General features: G+C 42.3%; 20 protein-coding genes and 1 pseudogene. All 21 read right to left on the bottom strand.

From position 1 onward, the window contains the following. Positions 1-32: 32 nt before the first annotated feature. Positions 33-422: a DUF2802 domain-containing protein gene (locus N477_RS08060; RefSeq protein WP_063363464.1), complete on the bottom strand. Its 390-nt coding sequence runs from the start codon at positions 420-422 to the stop codon at positions 33-35. A gap of 42 nt (positions 423-464) precedes the next feature. Then, on the bottom strand, positions 465-962 hold the full coding sequence (locus N477_RS08055; RefSeq protein WP_023401824.1) for a chemotaxis protein CheW: 498 nt from the start codon (positions 960-962) through the stop codon (positions 465-467). A 24-nt stretch (positions 963-986) separates the two neighbouring features. Next, a complete protein-coding gene (locus tag N477_RS08050) occupies positions 987-1,766 on the bottom strand; it encodes a chemotaxis protein CheW (RefSeq protein ID WP_063363391.1) in 780 nt (259 codons plus the stop codon). Beyond that, positions 1,759-2,544, bottom strand: a complete 786-nt coding sequence (locus tag N477_RS08045; protein ID WP_063363392.1) for a ParA family protein — start codon at positions 2,542-2,544, stop codon at positions 1,759-1,761. The genes N477_RS08050 and N477_RS08045 overlap by 8 nt, the downstream gene beginning before the upstream one ends. A gap of 61 nt (positions 2,545-2,605) precedes the next feature. Beyond that, positions 2,606-3,746: pseudogene (locus N477_RS08040) on the bottom strand (protein-glutamate methylesterase/protein-glutamine glutaminase). An 85-nt stretch (positions 3,747-3,831) separates the two neighbouring features. Next, complete coding sequence (locus tag N477_RS08035) at positions 3,832-6,096, bottom strand: chemotaxis protein CheA (RefSeq protein WP_063363393.1); 2,265 nt, start codon at positions 6,094-6,096, stop codon at positions 3,832-3,834. A 15-nt stretch (positions 6,097-6,111) separates the two neighbouring features. Beyond that, positions 6,112-6,879 carry a protein phosphatase CheZ gene (locus N477_RS08030; RefSeq protein ID WP_063363394.1) on the bottom strand — a complete coding sequence of 256 codons (768 nt, stop codon included), beginning with the start codon at positions 6,877-6,879 and terminating at the stop codon, positions 6,112-6,114. A 20-nt stretch (positions 6,880-6,899) separates the two neighbouring features. Beyond that, positions 6,900-7,283, bottom strand: a complete 384-nt coding sequence (cheY, locus tag N477_RS08025) for a chemotaxis response regulator CheY (protein ID WP_010364893.1) — start codon at positions 7,281-7,283, stop codon at positions 6,900-6,902. Positions 7,284-7,330: 47 nt separating this feature from the next. After that, positions 7,331-8,065, bottom strand: a complete 735-nt coding sequence (locus tag N477_RS08020) for an RNA polymerase sigma factor FliA (protein ID WP_063363395.1) — start codon at positions 8,063-8,065, stop codon at positions 7,331-7,333. 2 nt (positions 8,066-8,067) lie between these two features. Beyond that, on the bottom strand, positions 8,068-8,928 hold the full coding sequence (locus N477_RS08015) for a MinD/ParA family ATP-binding protein (protein WP_023401816.1): 861 nt from the start codon (positions 8,926-8,928) through the stop codon (positions 8,068-8,070). Further along, on the bottom strand, positions 8,921-10,432 hold the full coding sequence (flhF, locus tag N477_RS08010) for a flagellar biosynthesis protein FlhF (protein WP_063363396.1): 1,512 nt from the start codon (positions 10,430-10,432) through the stop codon (positions 8,921-8,923). The genes N477_RS08015 and flhF overlap by 8 nt, the downstream gene beginning before the upstream one ends. 22 nt (positions 10,433-10,454) lie before the next feature. After that, entirely contained in the window at positions 10,455-12,554 is a 2,100-nt protein-coding gene (gene flhA / locus N477_RS08005) for a flagellar biosynthesis protein FlhA (RefSeq protein ID WP_063363397.1), read from the bottom strand. A gap of 58 nt (positions 12,555-12,612) precedes the next feature. Beyond that, entirely contained in the window at positions 12,613-13,743 is a 1,131-nt protein-coding gene (flhB, locus tag N477_RS08000; RefSeq protein ID WP_063363398.1) for a flagellar biosynthesis protein FlhB, read from the bottom strand. A gap of 9 nt (positions 13,744-13,752) precedes the next feature. After that, the gene (gene fliR, locus N477_RS07995) at positions 13,753-14,532 is read right to left on the bottom strand and encodes a flagellar biosynthetic protein FliR (RefSeq protein ID WP_063363399.1); all 780 of its coding nucleotides are present in this window, start codon (positions 14,530-14,532) and stop codon (positions 13,753-13,755) included. A gap of 1 nt (position 14,533) precedes the next feature. Beyond that, the gene (gene fliQ / locus N477_RS07990; protein ID WP_063363400.1) at positions 14,534-14,803 is read right to left on the bottom strand and encodes a flagellar biosynthesis protein FliQ; all 270 of its coding nucleotides are present in this window, start codon (positions 14,801-14,803) and stop codon (positions 14,534-14,536) included. 1 nt (position 14,804) lies between these two features. Continuing rightward, positions 14,805-15,548, bottom strand: coding sequence for a flagellar type III secretion system pore protein FliP (fliP, locus tag N477_RS07985; protein ID WP_063363401.1), 744 nt, complete (start codon positions 15,546-15,548; stop codon positions 14,805-14,807). Between the two features lie 5 nt (positions 15,549-15,553). Further along, the gene (gene fliO / locus N477_RS07980) at positions 15,554-15,913 is read right to left on the bottom strand and encodes a flagellar biosynthetic protein FliO (protein WP_419555235.1); all 360 of its coding nucleotides are present in this window, start codon (positions 15,911-15,913) and stop codon (positions 15,554-15,556) included. A gap of 23 nt (positions 15,914-15,936) precedes the next feature. Then, the gene (gene fliN / locus N477_RS07975) at positions 15,937-16,332 is read right to left on the bottom strand and encodes a flagellar motor switch protein FliN (RefSeq protein ID WP_063363403.1); all 396 of its coding nucleotides are present in this window, start codon (positions 16,330-16,332) and stop codon (positions 15,937-15,939) included. A 25-nt stretch (positions 16,333-16,357) separates the two neighbouring features. Next, positions 16,358-17,452, bottom strand: a complete 1,095-nt coding sequence (fliM, locus tag N477_RS07970) for a flagellar motor switch protein FliM (RefSeq protein WP_063363404.1) — start codon at positions 17,450-17,452, stop codon at positions 16,358-16,360. Between the two features lie 9 nt (positions 17,453-17,461). Further along, positions 17,462-17,986, bottom strand: coding sequence for a flagellar basal body-associated protein FliL (gene fliL / locus N477_RS07965; protein ID WP_039609455.1), 525 nt, complete (start codon positions 17,984-17,986; stop codon positions 17,462-17,464). Positions 17,987-18,032: 46 nt separating this feature from the next. Beyond that, a complete protein-coding gene (locus tag N477_RS07960; RefSeq protein WP_063363405.1) occupies positions 18,033-20,315 on the bottom strand; it encodes a flagellar hook-length control protein FliK in 2,283 nt (760 codons plus the stop codon). Positions 20,316-20,328: the final 13 nt, after the last annotated feature.

The raw sequence follows: 20,328 nt of genomic DNA, 5'->3' as shown, positions 1-20,328 counted from the left end.
AGTTCATGATCTTGCCCTGCCATTTGGCACCTTTATTGAGATTTATTATGTAGAGACATAAGCAGCTCGGCTTCTGCTCTTGGGAGCTCACACTCTCTCATTATTTCTTCTAAATCTGCACCAAGCTCAACCATCTTGACCGCCCGAGAGTATATTTTTGCATCTGGGTCATCATACTTTTGCGCAGCTTGTTGTTGAGCTAAATCTTTTGTAAAAGTTTCACACTCAACAAGCCGCTTTCCAATACTCAGCACACTTGCTCTTACTTCTGCGATTTCACTTCTTAAAATGCTAATTTGTTCAGCATCATTATGTGATTGTTTGTGTAACCTCGCAGCATTGTTTTGGGTTTGCTGTAAGCGTTTGCTAAATAAAAACAACAAACCTAAACAAGTTAGGCTGACAACGCATGATACGACCATAAGTGCAATGAGTACGTCATCTAAATTTACTGCCGCCACAAGTTACAAATGACTCAGCTCATCCCACTCATCATCACTGAGTAGTTTGTTCAAATCAACTAAGATGAGTAGCTCACCTTCGCGATTAGATACGCCTTGGATGAACTTGGCGCTTTCTTCAGTGCCAATGTTTGGCGCACTGTCAATCTCAGAGCTGCGTAAATAAACAACTTCTGCAACACTATCGACCAAAATACCAATCACTTGTTTTTCAGCTTCGATTATCACGATACGTGAGTTATCAGTCACTTCTGCACTCATCAATCCAAAACGTGCACGTGTATCTATTACTGTTACAACGTTACCACGCAAGTTGATGATACCTAGTACATAACTTGGTGCACCTGGTACAGGCGCAATTTCAGTGTAACGAAGTACTTCTTGTACCTGCATTACATTGATACCGTATGTTTCTTCCTCTAGCTTATATGTCACCCACTGTAGGACTTCATCATTACTATCGGCATTTTTATCTGCAGAAAGTATTCTTTCTTGGCTCATGATTAAACTCCAGATTGATGCTAGTTACTGCTCTCGGCTATCGAGGCCTTGTTCTAGCAACCTATTTAAATTCTCTACGTCAATAAGCGCACACATTTTTTCTTTAATAACGCCCGCAAGCCATGGACGCTTACCACATGCTGTTCGCCATTTTACATCATCAGCAGTGAGTGTAATATTATTGACTAACTTTTCTGCTAGCAGCCCCCACTGGCTATCTCCTAACATTATCAAATATTGATAATTAAGCTTAGATTCCAATTCAGGGGTAAACTTTTCAGGCATAACCCAACGAGCAGTATCAACAACGTTCAGCTTCTCTTCACGGTTTAGCATCACCCCTTTGAACCACTTGGGTTTTCCAAATAACTGATTGACCTCAGTAAGCTGGTGAATGCCACCCAGCGCTTGCAAAGGAACTGCCAACGTAAGCCCAGCGACTTCAAAGAATAAAGCCTGAAACTCTCCTTCAATAAAAGCTTCTTTTGCAGCACTCTTAGCAGGTGCTTGTTCTTTGATAATAGTTGTATTTTCAGTTATCTCAAGCTCTTGAGTTGGCTTCACTGGAGTTTCTTGCAGAACCTTCTCTACAATCTTCTCCTGTGGCTGAACTTTTACCTCAACATCTGCTTTTAATGCGTCTTTATTCTCGACTTGTTCGAGTAGTTGCTTTTGTGCGTCAGGCACAGATTCAAGCAGCCTTGCAACTGGCGCAAGTGCAACATCTTGGTCATCCTCTTCTTGCAATAAGGCACCTAGATATTGTTTCATCACTTGTTCATTTGCAAACAGGTGCTTACTCATTCTTACCTCTTTCTAATTCACCAATATGCTCAAGCAAGGCTCGATATGCATATACGCCTCTTGATTTTGGGCAGAATTGTACCGGAACCTTCTGTGCCAAGCTAGCATCTCTGAATTTAGTATCAACAGGTATAACACCCGGCCACACTTTATCCTGATAAGATTCTACTAACGATTTATACGCTTCTAGAGATGCTTTCGTACGCTTATCGTACATTGTAGGGACTATAGTATATTGATATTCCTTAGAATGCGAACTTTGCATTAATGTCATTGTGCGCATCATTCTATCAAGCCCTTTGAGTGCCAAAAACTCCGTCTGTACTGGAATTAAAATGCGCTCACTTGCTGCCAACGCATTGACCATCAAAACACCAAGCACCGGGGGACAATCTAAAATTGCGTAGTCATAATAATCGCTAATTTTAGCCAGCGCTTTTTTTAATATTAGACCCATTCCAGAGCGATTCCCCATGCTTCGGTCAAGCGTCGCAATCGCCATTGTCGCAGGTAGGATATCTAAGTTTTCAACGGTTGAAGGACACAAGGCTTGCAAAATTTCTTCGCTTTGCATATTGGAACCGCGGATAAAAATATCATATACACTCACCTCTAGATCTTCAGAATCTATACCAAAGTAATATGTTAGTGATGCATGCGGGTCAGTATCGATTAATAATACCTTTTTACCTTCGGCGGCAAGAATGCCGCCCAAGCTAACCGCAGTAGTTGTTTTACCTACACCACCTTTTTGATTCGCTACCGTCCAAATTTTCACTTTATTATTTTATTCCTTTGTGACTATCATGACAAAGCTGCAACTAGCAAGTTGGTATCTCTTAAGCAATCCCCAGCTCTTTATTGATCCGCAGCGCAACATCTTGCAAAGCTAAACTTTCTGATGACAACCCAGCTGCGGCGACCGCTTGAGGCATGCCATATACAACACAGGTCTTTTCATCTTGAGCCCAAATTGTCGCGCCAACTTGTTTCAGCATACGTGCCCCATCTCTTCCGTCAGCGCCCATACCTGTTAGCACGATTGCCAATACATCACCTGAATAGGCCTTTGCCGTGCTTGCAAAGGTAACATCAACACATGGCTTATAAGTGATCCTAGGGCTATCATCCTCAAATACCTTCAGCGTTTTACTGCCGCCCCTAGACTCTACCATCATTTGCTTACCACCCGGCGCCAAATAAGCGACACCCGGCATAAGTTTGTCGCCCTGCTCGGCTTCTTTGACCTTGATTTTGCATAGACTATTCAATCGCTGTGCAAATGCCGGAGTAAAGGCTGCAGGCATGTGCTGGATTAGCAAAATAGGGTGAGGGAAATTAGCGGGTAGTTGTGTCAAAATGGTTTGAAGAGCTACAGGCCCACCTGTAGAAGTACCAATTGCAACTACTTTATAAGACTTTCCTGACGCTTTAAAACTACGTTGTGGCGTGGTTTCTGTCGGGGCTTTTTGAAAGCTTCGGTCTGGTTGTGCAACCGTGGAGCTGCCTCTCAAGCTCGAAACCGGCTTAGGCGATGTGCTAAGGCTTGGTAGTCGCCATAGGCCGAGTAAAGCGGCTTACACGCTTTCTACCAATTTCTTTAACCTTTGTTTGTAATGCTCGGGTAGCTTCTTCGCTGTTACGGGCAATATCCTCAAACTTTTTCGGCAAAAAGTCCACGGCCCCTGCGTCTAGCGCGTCTAAGGTTGCGCTTGCCCCCTCTCGGGTTAACGATGAAAACATCAGAATTGGCGTTGGGTTACTCTGCATTATTTTTTTGACGGCACTAATGCCATCTAATACAGGCATTTCAACGTCCATTGTTATCACATCAGGTCGTAACTTACTTGCTTTTTCAACAGCTTCTTGACCATTAACTGCAAAGTCAATGACCTCAATTCCTGCATCTTTTTCTAGTATTTCACTTACACGACGACGAAAAAAACTTGAGTCATCAACAACTAATACTTTTACTGCCATTGGCATCGCTCTTTTTTATGTTACAGATCCGAAAAGTGGTGCCTTTGGCACCACTAAATTCGGTGACAACAAACAACATTAAATGTTATTTGCCTGCGTAATGCTTCAACATACTTGGTACATCTAGGATCAAGGCTATACCACCATCTGAAGTAATAGTCGCACCAGCCATGCCTGGCGTCCCTTGTAGTAGGGAATCGAGAGGTTTAATCACCACTTCTTCTTGACCAATTAATGAGTCAACTACAAAACCAACTTGCTGAGTACCTATTTGTACTATAACGACATGCCCTTCGGCTTTTTTCTGATTAATATCCGTACCTTTCACTAACCAATGTTCAAGATAAAACAGTGGAATCGCTTTCTCACGCACAATAATCGTTAACTGGCCATCAACTACATTTGTCTTCGTCAAATCAAGATGGAAGATTTCGCTCACACCAGCAAGTGGTAACGCAAATGTTTGCTGACCAACCATCACCATTAAGGTTGGTAAAATAGCCAGTGTCAGCGGCACCTTAATTTCTAGGATAGTACCTACACCTAACTCAGATTGGATGTTAACTTGACCGTTCAGCTGCGTGATCTTCGTTTTAACTACATCCATACCAACACCCCGTCCTGAGATGTCAGAAATTTCTTCTTTAGTTGAGAAGCCCGGCGCGAAAATTAGATTGTATGCTTCAGTATCTGATAATCTACTTGCCTGATCTGAATCGATAACGCCTTTACTTATTGCAATTTTCTTGAGTTTTTCAGGGTCCATACCTGCACCATCATCTCTGATGGTCAAAAGAATATGGTCACCTTCTTGCGAAGCAGATAGCGTAACTGTACCTGTACGAGATTTACCACCCGCTTCACGGACGTCTGGCATCTCAATACCATGATCTACAGAGTTTCTAACTAAGTGCACTAACGGGTCGGCCAATGCCTCAACTAGGTTTTTATCCAGATCTGTATCTTCACCTTCGAGGATCAGATTGATGTCTTTTTTAAGGCTTCGAGCTAAGTCTCTTACAACTCTTGGGAATCTGCCAAATACCTTTTTGATAGGCTGCATCCGGGTTTTCATGACCGCGCCTTGCAAATCGGCGGTCACCACATCTAGATTTGATATGGCTTTACCCATTGCCTCACTGTTGCTGTTATTTGCAAGGCTGACGAGACGGTTACGAACTAATACAAGTTCCCCTACCATATTCATTATTTGGTCTAGTCGTTTTGTATCAACACGAACCGTTGTTTCTGCCTGTGCCGCAGGTTTTTTCTGGGCACCACCTTTAGGTTCTGCTTTTGCAGGCGCAGCTTTAGGTGCTGCCTTGGCAACAGGTTTAGGCGCATCAGCTTTTGGCGCCGGTTTTGGTTTTGCAGCAGGAGGAGGTGGCGCTTCTGCTTTTGGTGTCTGCACTGGTGCAAGTTCAGATGCAGCTGCCGGTTCTTCTATGTTTTTTGGCGCTTGTCCTCGGCCATGAAGCTCATCAAGTAGCGCTTCAAACTCATCATCATTAATTTCTTCATCATCACCACTGGACGCACTCGGAGAAGCTGCAGGAGGTGGGCTTGATGGTGTTGGTGTACTCGCGGCTTGCCCGCCAGGTGCTGGCGTAGTATCACTTTGAGCACCGAACTTACCCACACCATGCAACTCATCCAACAAACTGTCAAATTCGTCGTCTGTAATATCGCCATCGTTTGCATTGGCTGGAGGAGATGACGGAGCAGCTGATGGTGCTTGCGGTTCTTCAACTGCTGGCCCATTGCCTGAACCATGAAGTTCATCCAATAAGCTTTCAAATTCTTCTTCAGTGATTTCATCGATACTGTCAGACGCAGCAGGTTCAACTGAGTCTGTGCCTCCAACATCAAACAAGACGTCATCTTCAGGCTCGCTAACAGGCTCTGGTTCTGGTGCAGGCTCTGCGGAAGCCGCTGGCGTAACGATTTCTTCGTCAGCAGACTCTGGCTGGCTGAGCTTATGCAAGACATCTAGTAATTCTTGGTCTGCGGGTTCTGGCTGTTCGCGGTTTTGAATACACGCAAACATATCATTGATCGTATCGAGCGACTGCAAGATCACATCCATTAACTCAGGATTGACCGAGCGTTGCCCTTGCCTTAATACATCGAAAACATTTTCAGCACCATGACAGGCATCAACGAGCTCATTCATGCCTAAGAAACCAGCTCCACCTTTGACGGTGTGAAACCCTCTGAAAATTGCATTCAGCAAATCTTTGTCATCTGGGTTATTTTCTAATTCAACAAGTTGCTCAGATAACAGTTCGAGTATTTCTCCAGCTTCAACAAGAAAGTCTTGTAAGATATCTTCATCGACTTCAAAGCTCATTATTATACTCTCCTATTAGAAACCCAAACTAGATAACAAATCATCGACTTCATCTTGACCAGACACAACATCATCTCGTTCTTCAGCGTCAATGATAGGTCCTTCAGGACCAGAAAGTTCATCAGTGGGGGTTTCAACTACTTCTTGTGGTTGTTGAGCCGTATTAAGTTGACCCACTTCTGCCGTGCCGAAAACAGTCAATAGGTGTATTAAGCTGTCCTCTACCTCTCTAACAAGCTCTATGACTCGTCGAATAACCTGACCGGTTAAATCCTGATAATCTTGTGCCATTAAAACATTTGTCATCAAGCTTTGTAATTCGTCGGTGCGGCCTTGTGAAGATTGCATAAAGTCATTTAAGTCGTGACACAGAGATTTAAACTCTCCGAGTTGTATATCACGACTCATCAACCTATCCCAGGTAGGCTTGATCTCAGAAAGGTCATCAGCCAGCTCTTGAGCAAGCGGTAGACTCGCTTCAACCGCATCCATCGTTTTATTCGCAGCGTTTTCTGTCATTTCCATAACATAGTTTAAACGTTGCTTAGCATCTGGTAGGGCTTCTGTAGTTAAATCTGATAAACGCGTGTCTAACTCGAAGTTTTTCAACGACTCGTGTAACTGGCGTGTCAATTTTCCGACTTCAGCAAATAACTCAGATTGTTCTTTGTTAGTTGCTTCAATTAAAATTTGATCAGCTTTTTCTTGTTCACCGTTTTCAAGATACTCAACAAGTTGCTTCGCTTGCTCTAATGTAATTTGTGGCGCAGAGGATTCTGACATAAGCCTATCCTTACTTGTAACTAGCCTAAGCGTTCAAAAACTTTTTCTAACTTAGTTTTCAATGTTCCAGCAGTGAATGGCTTAACAATATAACCATTTACACCCGCTTGGGCTGCTGCAACAATTTGTTCTTTTTTGGCTTCTGCTGTTACCATAAGCACAGGAATGTGCTTAAGGCTATCGTCGGCTCTTATCGCTCTCAACAGGTCGATGCCTTGCATGCCCGGCATGTTCCAATCTGTAACAACAAAGTCAAATTCTTGATTTTGTAACATTGGAAGCGCAGTGCTGCCATCATCTGCCTCTTGAACATTTGTAAAGCCTAAGTCTCTCAAAAGGTTTTTGATTATTCTTCTCATTGTAGAGAAATCATCAACCACGAGAATTTTCATGTTCTTATCCAAAACTTCCTCCGGTGAGGTTTGAACCTAAAAAAATATTAAAATGTACTCTAATTGATCCAGTCATTTATCTTGGCTCTGAGTTTAATCATTGCCTGACCGTGAATCTGACTCACTCGAGACTCGCTCACATCTAAGATTTGGCCAATCTCTTTTAAATTCATTTCATCGTTGTAGTACAAAGACAAAACCATTGCATCTCGCTCAGGTAAAGTTTTTATTGCTTCTACTAACGACTCATTAAAGCGCTCATTCTTAACGTTATTGAATGGTTTGTCTAGCGCTAAATCACTGCCTGCAGGTGAAATTACGTCTTGGTCGACACCTAGGTCTTCAATGCCAATAATTTTACTTGCATTCACGTCATGTAAAATATGATGGTACTCATCTAAGGGAATATCAAGTTTTTCAGCGATTTCAGTGTCTTTAGGCTCACGACCTAAGGCTGTTTCTAGCTCAGCAATCGCCTCTGCAACCATGCGACTATTTTTATGAACTGAGCGCGGGGCCCAGTCACCACGGCGTATCTCGTCTAACATGGCACCTCGAATTCGAATACCAGCGAAGGTTTCAAAGCTTGCCCCTTTACTTGCATCAAAATTTTTCGTTGCCTCAATCAAACCTATCATTCCAGATTGAATGAGATCATCGAGCTGAACACTTGCAGGAAGCCTTGCAAGTAAATGACAAGCCACTTTTTTGACTAAAGGTGTATGACGCTCGACCACCTTATTTAGATGGTCTGCAGTTTGATATCCCGCCATTCGATTGACCGGTGTAGCCATAATTATCCGTTAACTAACTGCTCAATGAAAAACTCTAAATGACCTGAGGGCTGATGAGGCACTGGCCACTTCACAGCTTTACTTGCTAACCCTCTAAAAGCGACTGCGGCAGGAGAGTTAGGGTAGAGTTCAACAATGGTTTTTTGACGGCGAGATGACTTTCGCATATTTTCATCGAAAGGAATTGTCGCGACTAGCTCTAGCGCAACATCTAAAAATCGATCGGTTACTTTGGACAACTTCGCAAATAATTCCTGACCTTCACGCAGGCTTCTAACCATATTCGCGACAATCTTAAATTTGTACACGCCATGTTCTCTGCTAAGAACTTTAATCAGTGCATATGCATCGGTAATAGATGTTGGTTCATCACAAACCACGACCATCACGTCTTGAGCGGCTCTAGAAAAGCTCAAAACCATATCTGATATGCCTGCAGCTGTATCAACGATTAAAACGTCAAAATCATTACTCAGCTCGCTAAACGCTCTAATTAGGCCAGCATGTTCTGCAGGGCTCAGTTCAACCATGTTTTGTGAGCCTGATGTAGCTGGCACAATTCTGATTCCGGCTGGACCCTCTACTAAAATCTCATCAAGTTCACATTCGCCAGATAGCACATGAGATAAATTACGCTCAACACGTAACCCTAGCATTACATCACAATTTGCTAATCCAAGGTCAGCATCTAAAACTAATACTCTATGGCCCTGTTGTCCTAACGCAATTGCAGTATTTAATGAAACATTGGTCTTACCGACTCCTCCTTTACCACCAGTTACTGCTATTACTTTTACTCCGTGGTTACTTTTTTGATTCATTTTACGCAGGCCACTTGCTTGATCTAAAACTGTATTAATCATACATTCCTACTGTCTGGGACGCCACTGCTTCACGTCGTGAATGTTGTGCTTTTGTTCTTTTTAAATACAACTGCTCAGCCTTTTTAACTAATTTTTGAGCATTTGCTACGCGAATGTCTTCTGGCACTCGCTGTCCGTTGGTAAGATACCCTATTGGTAAGCGATTTTGAATCGCTATGCTAATAATCTCACCTAAACTTAGACATTCATCAAGTTTTGTAAAAATGCAACCGCTCAAATTAACTTTTTTAAAGTGGTTAACAGTTTCTTGTAAAACATGCATTTGCGAAGTTGCACTTAACACTAAATAACTTCGAATATCAACTCGTGAGCTACGCATCAATGTATTTAGCTGCTCCGTCAAACGCAAGTCTCTTTGACTCATGCCTGCTGTATCTATTAATACTAGACGCTTATTTCGCAAATGATAAAGAACTTCTGCTAACTCATTTGCATCTTTAACTTGCTTAACCGGACAGCCAATAATTCTACCATAAGTTGCTAACTGCTCGTAAGCACCAATTCTATAAGTATCTGTTGTGATTAACGCGACCTTGTCTGCACCGTATTTTTGTGCACCTAGCGCAGCTAATTTTGCAACTGTAGTCGTTTTACCTACGCCAGTTGGCCCTACCATAGCATAAACACCGCCTTGACGTAGAATGTCATTATTAGTGGTATGCATCTGATTTACAACCATATTTAGCAATGCATTCCATGCCTCTTTTCGAGACACGTCATCGGGTATAAAACATGCCATTTGTTCAGCCACATCAGCACTAATACCCATGCCTTGTAATCGATCGACTAAACACGCTCTTGTTGGGTCTCGACGATCCATTTCTTGCTTCATCAGACCCGATAGCTGGTATTCTAATAACTGGCGGATAGCATTCATCTCATCACGCATAGAGCTCATTTCATCTTGAGAAGCATTATTAGCACTGCTGGCTACTGGCTGACTTTCAAGCTCTGAGTCTAACTCATCGCCAAAGTCCCAATCAGACGTAATTGGTTCAGCATGCTTCACAGAGCGAGAACGTGCAGTCTGTGACGAAGAAGAGTGTGCATCATTAAACGTAGGTTGCTGCTCGGTCTTCGGTTGAAATAGGTCGCCAGTATCAATGCCTGATTGAGAAAACATTGAGGCCAGCTCAGGTGAGCGAGGTTTTGGTGCTTGTCGCTCCAAAAGTGCTTCTAAGCTGTCAGCAACTTGTGCTTGGGGTTGTTGTGCTTGAGGGCGACGTGTTTGAGGCTTAACAACTCTTGCAGGTTGACTATACGTCGGTTTTTGCATCGTTGCTGCCGAGGCCATTTCAGGACGAGCCTCAGGCGCAGCGGCTTGCGGCTGAGGTGCCACTCGGTCATTGTCAATCGCTGCAACAATTTCTACACCATCTGCCAATTTTTTGTTTGACATAATTACGGCATCTGCGCCCAGTTCATCTTTTACTTCTTTCAAAGCTGTACGCATATCTTTTGCAAAAAATCTTTTAATCTTCATGACTCAGCACCTCGTTCCTCTATTATTGCCCAACAGAGCTAATGATCTTGATTTGTCTTTCGTCTGGTACTTCCTGATAAGACATCACTCTTAAACCAGGGATAGTATGTTTAACAAATCGAGATAAAACACTTCTTAACATACCTGAGGTTAATAAGATGGACGGCTCGCCTAGCATTTCTTGCGTTTGATGCGCTTCTCTCAATGAACCTTGAAGTCGCTCTGCAAGACCCGGCTCTATGCCTGCCCCCTCATCACCTGCGTTCTGAAGTGACTGATGCAACATCTGTTCCAACTCGGGCGCCAATGTTATGACAGGTATCTCATCTGCATTTCCAACGGCATCTTGAACGATTAATCTTCTTAGTGATATACGCACTGCTGCCGTCAATACATCTGGGTCTTGGCTTCTTGGACCGTATTCAACAAGGGTTTGTACAATTGATCTCATATCTCGAATTGCGACGCCTTCGTTTAATAAGTTTTGCAGCACTTTTACAATGGTTGTTAGAGGTAAAATGTCTGGCACTAAACCTTCCACCAATCGAGGGTGGCTCTTTGCTAACATATCTAATAAGTTTTGTACTTCTTCATGACCAAGCAATAAAGATGCGTTATTTGTCAGTAATTGACTTATATGTGTGGCAACAACCGTTGCAGCATCCACCACAGTGTAACCTAAAGAGTGCGCCTCATCTTTTTGGTCAGGTTTGATCCACACAGCTTCCAAGCCAAAAGCAGGATCTTTTGTCGCCACACCTTGAATAGGACCAAAGACTTGACCTGGATTAATTGCTAACTCATCGCCATGTTTTAATTCACCATCACCAGAGCCTACGCCCATAAGTGTTATCTTGTATGCATTAGGGTCTAATTCTAAGTTATCGCGAATATGAACAGGAGGAACAAGAAACCCAAGCTCTTGTGATAACTTTTTACGCACGCCCTTTATACGGCTTAATAACTCACCACCTTGTGCCTGATCAACAAGTGGGATCAGACGATAACCAACTTCTAAGCCGATTACGTCAACAGGCTGGACGTCATCCCACCCAAGCTCTTTTTGATCTTGTTGTTTATTAGCAACCTGAGTCCCTTTGGCTTCTTGCTCCGCTTCTTGTGCTGCAACTTGCGCTTTATGACGTTTTGAATAGTAAGCTAGACCACCTATCAAAGAACCCAAACCTAAAAAAGCGACATGTGGCATGCCTGGTACTAATCCCATGACAATTAGGATACCAGCGGCGATATATAAAGATTTTTCATTGCCTAATTGTTGGGTTACCTGCTCCCCCATGTTATGGGATTCATTTTGACGCGTCACAACAATCGCGGTACCAATTGATAATAATAGCGAAGGAAGCTGGGCTACTAGGCCATCACCAATGGTTAAGAGTGTGTAAACTTCCATGGCGCGAGAAAAAGTTAAGTCGTGTTGTACCATGCCAACAAATAAGCCACCGATTATATTGATAGCCAAAATAACAATGCCAGCAATGGCGTCGCCTTTTACAAATTTACTCGCACCATCCATAGAACCATAGAAGTCAGCTTCTCTAGTCACTTCATCACGGCGAGTACGCGCATCTTCTGCAGAAATAAATCCAGCATTCAAATCAGCATCGATAGCCATTTGCTTACCAGGCATAGCATCTAAGGTAAAACGTGCGGAAACTTCCGAGATACGGCCCGCACCCTTGGTGATTACAACAAAATTAATGATAATTAAGATAAGGAATACAACTAAACCAACAGCATAGTTACCACCAATTACAACGGATCCAAACGCTTCAATTACTTTACCAGCGGCATCTCCGCCATTGTGACCTTCCAGAAGTACAACCCGAGTACTGGCAACATTCAAAGCAAGTCTCATGATTGTCGCAATTAAAAGCACTGCGGGGAACATACCAAATTCAAGTGGCTTCATGGTGTAAACAGTTACCAAGAGCACAACTAGTGCCAGTGCAATATTAAATGAAAATAAGATATCTAATAAAAACGGCGGCATGGGCAAAATAACCATGCCTAATGCAGCAAGAACAAGCAAAGGCGTACCGATCCCCTTCGCATAGTCTTTTTTGTCTCGATTAATTTGTTGTAAAACCGCTTTAAAATCCATAACTTATCAACTTCAATTTATTGACGCAGATTAATTAAAGCAAGCTTCGTTCCAACTATTAGTGTTTAAGGCTATCAGGAATGGGCAAATCTTTACTCAACTTTGTGGGTTTTCTGCCTCGACCCTTGTTGAACTTTTTCAATTGGAAAACATATGCAAGTACTTGCGCGACTGCGGTAAATAGTTGATCTGGAATTTGGTCACCTACTTCTGTTGTATGATACAAAGAGCGTGTCAACACTGGGGACTCAACAATAGGTACCTCATTACCTTTAGCAACTTTTCTTATTTGCATGGCTAGCTCGTCCACACCTTTTGCAATGACCATTGGTGCTCCTGCTTTTTCGGTATCATATTTCAAAGCAACAGAGTAATGGGTTGGGTTTGTGACTACTACGTCCGCATCAGGGACATCTTGCATCATACGCCGTTGCGACATTTCTCTTTGTGTTCTTCTGATACGTGCTTTTATCTGTGGATCACCTTCAGAATTTTTATATTCGTCTTTTACTTCTTGCAGTGTCATTTTTAATTGCTTGTGATGAGTGTAGCTTTGATAAGGCGCATCAATTGCAGAAATAATAATCATGGTGCAGCTAAGAGCTAAAAATAACCAGCCCAATATTTGCAAAGAATGCAGTACATTGTTAGGGGCCGACTCAATACTTAGGTGTAAAATGTCATAAAATAACCAAGTAATAAATAATATTGCAAAGCCAGCAACCAATACAAACTTTAAAACAGATTTAAGCAATTCTATTGCAGCTTGTGGGCCAAACATACGTTTTATACCCTTTAATGGAGACATCTTACTTGCCTTTGGCGCTGCTGCTTGCCAACTAAAGTTAAAACCGCCCAATAAGGTATTACCTATGACACCGGCAACCGCAATAATCAGTACAAACATTGACATAGGAAAAAACAACTCTGAAAAAGCATCCCCCCAAACAGAGAACATTTTTGTCGTATCGTAAGTCTCATTGCGATTGAGTGTCAGCATACGCCCCATAATATTATAGAGGCCTTTTGCGATATCGGCCCCATACAGGATAAGCGCTATAGCTGAAAAAATGAGTACAAATGTCGTACCGAGTTCTTTTGATCGGGCCACCTGTCCCTTGCTTCTTGCATCACTAATTTTTTTCGCGGTGGGCTCTTCGGTACGTTCTTGACCTGAATCTTCTGCCATCCCAGCCTCCTAAACGGTGCAACCAATTAAATTGCACATCAATTCAGTCATCTTTAACCACTGAAATTCATACTGCATTGTAAAATTACCTAAAGTAGCCCAGATAATCATCAAACCAGCAACTAAAGTAAATGCAAAACCTACTGAGAAGATATTCATCTGTGGTGCTGCACGTGTCATGATACCAAAAGCCAAACTGATCACGAGCATAGCAGTCAAAGGGGCCAATGACAGGGATAAGGCCGTAGCAAATAGCCACGAGCCCCATGTCGCGATCTCGTAATAATTATCAACATGCCACCAATTCCCTCCTATCGGCCATGATTGGAAACTGAACACAATCATTTGAATCATCATTAGATGGCCATTAAATACAAAAAATAGCAGCGTTGCTAAAATTAAATAAAATTGACCCACGGCTGGCACACTCAGTCCATTCGATGGGTCAACAACTGAAGCGAAACCTAAACCTGTTTGCATCGCCAGAACCTGACCTGCAAGAATAAATGTATTTAATAAAAGGAGAGATGCGAATCCAATAGCAACACCTATTATCATTTCTTGAATGACAACCAAGATCATCTGAAATGAAAACAAGTTCGTAAACTGCGACTGCGGAATAGAAGGTGCGACGGCTAGTGTTACAACCATAGCAAGGCAAATTTTGATGCGCTTTGACACACTCTGCGCTCCCAGACCTGCCATTACCATTATCATAGAGCTAATACGGATAAAAGGAATTATGTAATCACTTAACCCCTGCATGAGATCTGAAAATAAAAACTCCATGCTAGCCTGCTATCTCAGGGATCCGCATGACCATTAATTTAAAAAAGTCCATAAGCTCTTGCGTCATCCAATGACCACCAGCAATAAGCGCAACAAGCGTAATAATAAGTTTTGGGAGAAAGCTTAAAGTTTGTTCGTTGATTGACGTTGCAGCCTGAAAAACAGAAACAATTAAACCAATTATCAAGCCAGGTACCACAATAGCCGAAACAAGTTTAATTACTACAAATAACGAATCACTTAAAATATCAACGAATACTTCAGGTTCCATTCTATGCTCCCAAGCCAAAACTTCGCGCTAATGTGCCCATGACCAATGACCAACCATCGACCAAAACAAACAACATTATTTTAAACGGTAATGACACTATCATAGGAGATAACATCATCATACCCATCGCCATCAAGACACTGGCCACCACTAAATCAACAATCAAAAAAGGAATGAAAAACATAAACCCGATGATAAAGGCGGTTTGTAATTCACTGGTTACAAAAGCAGGTATAATGACAACAAACGGCGTATCTTCTGGACTATCTAATTTGTCATAACCTGCAATTTTAGCAAAGGTTTCTAAGTCTTTAATTCTAGTCTGAGATAACATAAATGCTTTCATAGGCTCTTTAGCCGCATGTAGTGCTTGCACAGACGTCATTTCTTCATTTATATATGGCTGCACAGCCTCATCATAAATTTTACTAAAAATGGGCGCCATAATGAAAAAAGTCAAAAATAATGACATGCCGACCAAGATTTGATTAGACGGCGACTGCTGTAAGCCTATCGCTTGACGTAAAATCGCCAATACGACAATGATCCGTGTAAACGAGGTCATCATGATGAGCGCTGCAGGGATAAAACTGAACGCAGTCATGATGGCTAACACTTGTAGTGTCACCGAATATTCTTGTGAACCATCAGGATTTGTCGTCACACTCAGCGCTTCAATACCATCATTAGCGCTCACTTGAGGAAAGAAGAAAATTAATCCACACAGGATCAGGAATCGAAGCATGATACTCACTTTGTTTTTGTTGTGGGTTGATTCATAAAACGACTCAGCTCTTTTACAAAAGGTGCCGTTTGACTTTCATCTAAGGGGGTTTCTAACTGATATAAATAATTAATATTTTGAGGAGTTACACCGAGCAGGTGCTGTTTGTCATCAATTTCGATAACGAGAAGCCTCTCTCGCGTCCCTAGAGGTAAACTCCGGACCACTTTAAAGTCCTGATTATTACCTACGTTTGGATTAACCCGTTTTACCAACCACGCTAACCCAATTATCAAGGCCACAATTGATAGCAACGACAAAATCACTGTTACTATATCTAAATTAGGCCCTGAAGACTGCGTTGCCGCAGCCACATTTGCAAACATTATCCAAGTCATTGTTAGCGCGTTTACCTAAGCTTTTTAATTCGCTCTACTTGGCTTATCACATCTGTTAATCTGATACCAAACTTGTCGTTTACAACAACCACTTCTCCGTGTGCTATCAATGTACCGTTAACTAGTACATCTAACGGCTCACCAGCAACCCTATCTAACTCAACAACAGAGCCTTGGTTTAACTGTAATAAATTGCGAATATTTATTTTAGAACGACCCACTTCCATTGAGATAGTCACTGGAATGTCTAATATCGTATCTAATTTTCTTTTTTCGTCTGCACTTAGGTTGGCATTGCTCTCTTCAAGCTCTTCTAATTCAGCGACCTCTGCACTGCCCTGATCGACATCTTCTGCTTCTGCAAGCGCTGCCGCCCATTCATCCATAGTATCTTGATCATCACTCATGCACTTACTACCTTAAAAAACTTGATCACCAGTCAAGGTCCACACCTTCAGACAGGTGCAGATCTTCTTCTAATTCCGCTAACTCTGCATCTGAATCGAGCTTTTTACCACCTTTGGTAAAGACATGCAGCTCAGACTTCACAGATTCAGGACGTTTAATTTTTTCACTAATCTGTAACGCAACGTTGTCTCTGGAGCGACCCATTTTAGCCCTAAATGTTGGTAACTCTTCAACAAACACCGTTATATGTTCAGGCATCTCTACTGGTATAATATCACCAGTTTTTAACTCCATAATTTGCTGTAGCGACAAGTCAACTTCCAATAGCTGTGTCGACATCTCAACTTCAACATCCATGATTTCATCACGCAATGCCTTACTCCAACGCAGATCAGTATCTTCTGTATCTGATTGAACACCCGCATCAAGTAATTCACGAATAGGTTCCAACATAGAATATGGCAATGAGATATGAAAATCACCACCACCACCATCTAATTCGATATGAAAAGAACTAATTACGACGACTTCCGTCGGCGACACTATATTCGCCATGGCAGGGTTGACTTCAGAGTCTAAATATTCAAATGAGACATCCATGACGGGTGCCCAAGCCTCTTTATAATCTTCAAAGATTATCTTGAGCAGCATCTGCACAATTCGTCGCTCTGTAGGTGTAAATTCTCGCCCTTCAATTTTGGCATGATAACGACCATCGCCACCAAAAAAGTTATCAACTAAAATGAACACTAATCTGGCTTCCATGGTGATCAAACCCGTGCCTTTCAGAGGGCGAAATCGCACCATGTTGAGGCTGGTTGGAACAAACAGGGTATGAATATATTCACCGAACTTGAGCATTTGAACCCCGTTGATGGATACTTCAGCTGTACGTCTCATCATATTGAATAAGCTGATCCGCATGTGCCTCGCAAATCGCTCATTAACAATCTCCAGAGTCGGCATTCGACCCCGAACGATTCGGTCTTGTGAGGAAAAGTCATATTGCAAGGCATTAGCATCCTCGCCATCTTCTCCTGTGGATACTTCATCTTCTTCGACTTCATCAACACCATGGAGTAGCGCATCGATTTCGTCTTGTGATAATAAGTCGCTCACAATCTCGTCCTACTGCATTACAAAACCAGTAAACAGCACACGTTCAATAACCTTGCTGCCTTCGACGCCTTCCATTGCAGCTTGAACTTTATCTAGTGCAGATAAACGCAGTGTTTCTTTTCCTGCACTTGTGCTTAATTCATCCGCAGTAGTCGTGGAAAACACGCCCAGTAAAGTGCCTTCGATCAGTGGTATATGCTTTTTAGCAACTTCTTCGTTAACATCACCACGTACGAGTAATTGTACTTTAATTTGCACGATCCGGTCTCTACTGGCACCTGGCACATTAAAGACAAAAGGTCTTGGCATCGCGACATATAACGCACTGCCCATTTCAGCTGCATTTTGCTCACTCAGGTCTTCTTGCACCGCGGTTGACTCTTCTGCCAAGGAAGCTTCTTCTTCCTCCCCTCCAGACATCAAGAAGAAACCAGCAACACCTCCCAAAATCACTACAACTGCAGCGATGATGATGATGAGTTTCTTTTTAGACCCACCAGCTTCTTCAATTTCTAAATCGGTTTCTTCTGCCATACGTGCGCTTCTATAACTAAATAATCTTTTTTAATAATAGCAGTTGTTAAGCATAGTAATCTATTGCTGAATCACTTTGTTTTCTGCTAGTCACTGATTGTTCTTTATTATTTTGCGCCTCGCTGCTCTCATTAGCAAGTTTTCCTTGAGCATTCTGCTCATTATCTCCATCGCCACTGTTACCTTCTGATTGCTGCTCGATGCTGCTGTCGCCTAATTGGATCCCCTGCTCCTCTAACATCTCTTTCAGTTTAGGCATTGACTCTTCAAGTAATTCTTTTGCTTGCTGATTTTGCACGACAAAGTTTATCTGCGCCTGTTCAGCATCAGAGCGAATACGAATTTGCATACTACCCAATTCAGCAGGGTCTAATCTAATCTCTGCTTCTTGATTGTTTAAATTGATCATCATATTCACTTTTTCTTGCATCATTTTTGCTGCATCATTTCGTGCAAGGTTAAGTGTTTGCATGATCCCCTGCTCTTGAGGCGTTTTCACCTGAGCGGCACTTTGTTGTTGAACGACTTGCTGACTCTGGCGAGATTGTTCAACCTGTTGGATCACGTTCTCAAACTCTTCTTTACTTTGAATTTGCTCTGAACCTAAAGTACGGATCGCTTTAAAAATATTTTCGACATTGGCACTGGCAGTTTGACGTTGGTTGCTGCTGTTATTTTGTGATTGCTCACCATCTGACTCGGTAGCCATTTCAGGGGCTTCTTCACTTAAAGCAACATCAACGTTTTGTTTTGTTGGTTCAGCTACAACGCCCTCTTTAATTGATATTATTTTCGTAGAATTGTAACTCATTTCAGGCTTATCAATCTGCTGAGAGGGCAGTTCAACCGCTGCATTACTAAATTTAACCTTACTGTCACTTAACTTATCAGCTGCGTGCTCATTATTCGAAGTATCTTTTGCCTGCTTTGGATTTACATCAGGTGCAGGTTTACCTGTTACCAATGTATATAATGTACTTTCAAGGCGTTTTACCTGAGGGTCAGCCATTTTATCACTGCTTAACTTCTCATTTAGGGCACTCTCCAATTGCTTTTTCTCTTGGGGGGAGAGTTGCTCAACCATAGACTTTAACTCTGAAAGTACTTTGATGTTTGGAGAACCTTTTTCATTTCCCTGTGTCGCAACCTCAATTGCAGGCTTTGCTTTTAGTTCATCAGTTGATGCCTTGGCTGTTAGATCAGTTTTAGAACTAGTTTCGTCAATACTTTGCGCCTGAACAGTCCCTTTTGGTTGAGTCACTTGCGGCTCCTGAGTAACAGCTTTTCTAATCTGCGAAGCCAAATATGAAGCCTCACTATTTAGTTCACTTTCTACTGACTTTGTTGCATCGTTTACAGCAGTCTTTAATTCTGTTTGCACTTTAGGTTCTGTTGAAGCTTTTGCATCAACTGAATCTGTCTTTACAGCTTTAATTGCTACATCAGGTTGTATTTGTTTCTGAACTTCTGACTTGTCAGAAGTAGCATTTTTATTATGTAAGAACCATTCACGCGACTTTACTTCACCATTAAAAATTTCCTTACCTGTAATGATATCTTTTTGGGACTGAGGGTTATTAGTAGCCTTTTTTACATCATCTTGCACGTTACTAGGATCACCAACTGGGCCCTCAGAATAACGAAGCCCAGGATCAATGGCTTTAAAACGTTCCGATCCTGTCTGTTGGCTTTGCTGCTGAGGAATATCCGCACTTAGAAGTTTGTCAGAACGAAATGACGATGCTGATTTATTGTCTGCAAGGGCATCGGTACCGGTTTCCGCTTTTTCCCCTTGCGTTACTATGGGTCCTATTAGGTCAATAGGTCCTTTTTTCCCTTTGTTTGTTCCAGGGTTATCTGGTAACACTTCAACTTTGCCTGCATGATCTCGCATCGCTTTCGGTATTGGGGCTAAATGATGTTCCACATCGGTTTTCTGATTGTTAGAAGCCGTTATTTGCGATAATAAGCTATCAGGAGTTTGTCCTGCACTCTTTGGCTGCGTATCAATGTCACCTGCTCTCTCTACTTGCAATATGATATCTGGGCCTGTCTTAGGTAAGTGTGAATCGTCTAATTTTAACGGCTCATCGGGTCCTGTTTGTACCTTAACAGGTTCACCTTCCCCTTTTTCACTCTGTGATGCAGATTGTCTGCGCTCTACTTCAGCTTTTGCTTCTGACGCTAACGCTGTACTTTTAGCCTCTTCCTGCTCATTTGCTTGCGCCCAAACGGCCATGAACCCTTGTTCTGTTGACCTTTCATCTGCTTGTCTATGTTGAGGTGAAACTGAATTGTTCATACCTACATCTAGCGAAACATTAGCCATACTCTCACCTTTT

The organism is Pseudoalteromonas luteoviolacea H33-S, from assembly GCF_001625695.1.
GTDB classification, from domain to species: domain Bacteria; phylum Pseudomonadota; class Gammaproteobacteria; order Enterobacterales; family Alteromonadaceae; genus Pseudoalteromonas; species Pseudoalteromonas luteoviolacea_B.
The sequence above is the reverse complement of the archived record's forward strand: the minus strand, read 5'-3'. Positions and strand labels throughout refer to the sequence as shown.

Coding starts and splice junctions, on each gene's coding strand:
- flhA (WP_063363397.1), bottom strand. CDS start 12,554: ATGGATTTTAAAGCGGTTTTACAACAAATTAATCGAGACAAAAAAGAC.
- flhB (WP_063363398.1), bottom strand. CDS start 13,743: ATGGCAGAAGATTCAGGTCAAGAACGTACCGAAGAGCCCACCGCGAAA.
- fliP (WP_063363401.1), bottom strand. CDS start 15,548: ATGCTTCGATTCCTGATCCTGTGTGGATTAATTTTCTTCTTTCCTCAA.
- fliO (WP_419555235.1), bottom strand. CDS start 15,913: ATGTTTGCAAATGTGGCTGCGGCAACGCAGTCTTCAGGGCCTAATTTA.
- N477_RS08030 (WP_063363394.1), bottom strand. CDS start 6,879: ATGTCAGAATCCTCTGCGCCACAAATTACATTAGAGCAAGCGAAGCAA.
- flhF (WP_063363396.1), bottom strand. CDS start 10,432: ATGAAGATTAAAAGATTTTTTGCAAAAGATATGCGTACAGCTTTGAAA.
- N477_RS07960 (WP_063363405.1), bottom strand. CDS start 20,315: ATGGCTAATGTTTCGCTAGATGTAGGTATGAACAATTCAGTTTCACCT.
- N477_RS08055 (WP_023401824.1), bottom strand. CDS start 962: ATGAGCCAAGAAAGAATACTTTCTGCAGATAAAAATGCCGATAGTAAT.
- fliQ (WP_063363400.1), bottom strand. CDS start 14,803: ATGGAACCTGAAGTATTCGTTGATATTTTAAGTGATTCGTTATTTGTA.
- N477_RS08035 (WP_063363393.1), bottom strand. CDS start 6,096: ATGAGCTTTGAAGTCGATGAAGATATCTTACAAGACTTTCTTGTTGAA.
- fliR (WP_063363399.1), bottom strand. CDS start 14,532: ATGGAGTTTTTATTTTCAGATCTCATGCAGGGGTTAAGTGATTACATA.
- N477_RS08060 (WP_063363464.1), bottom strand. CDS start 422: ATGGTCGTATCATGCGTTGTCAGCCTAACTTGTTTAGGTTTGTTGTTT.
- fliL (WP_039609455.1), bottom strand. CDS start 17,986: ATGGCAGAAGAAACCGATTTAGAAATTGAAGAAGCTGGTGGGTCTAAA.
- N477_RS08015 (WP_023401816.1), bottom strand. CDS start 8,928: ATGATTAATACAGTTTTAGATCAAGCAAGTGGCCTGCGTAAAATGAAT.
- N477_RS08020 (WP_063363395.1), bottom strand. CDS start 8,065: ATGGCTACACCGGTCAATCGAATGGCGGGATATCAAACTGCAGACCAT.
- fliN (WP_063363403.1), bottom strand. CDS start 16,332: ATGAGTGATGATCAAGATACTATGGATGAATGGGCGGCAGCGCTTGCA.
- N477_RS08050 (WP_063363391.1), bottom strand. CDS start 1,766: ATGAGTAAGCACCTGTTTGCAAATGAACAAGTGATGAAACAATATCTA.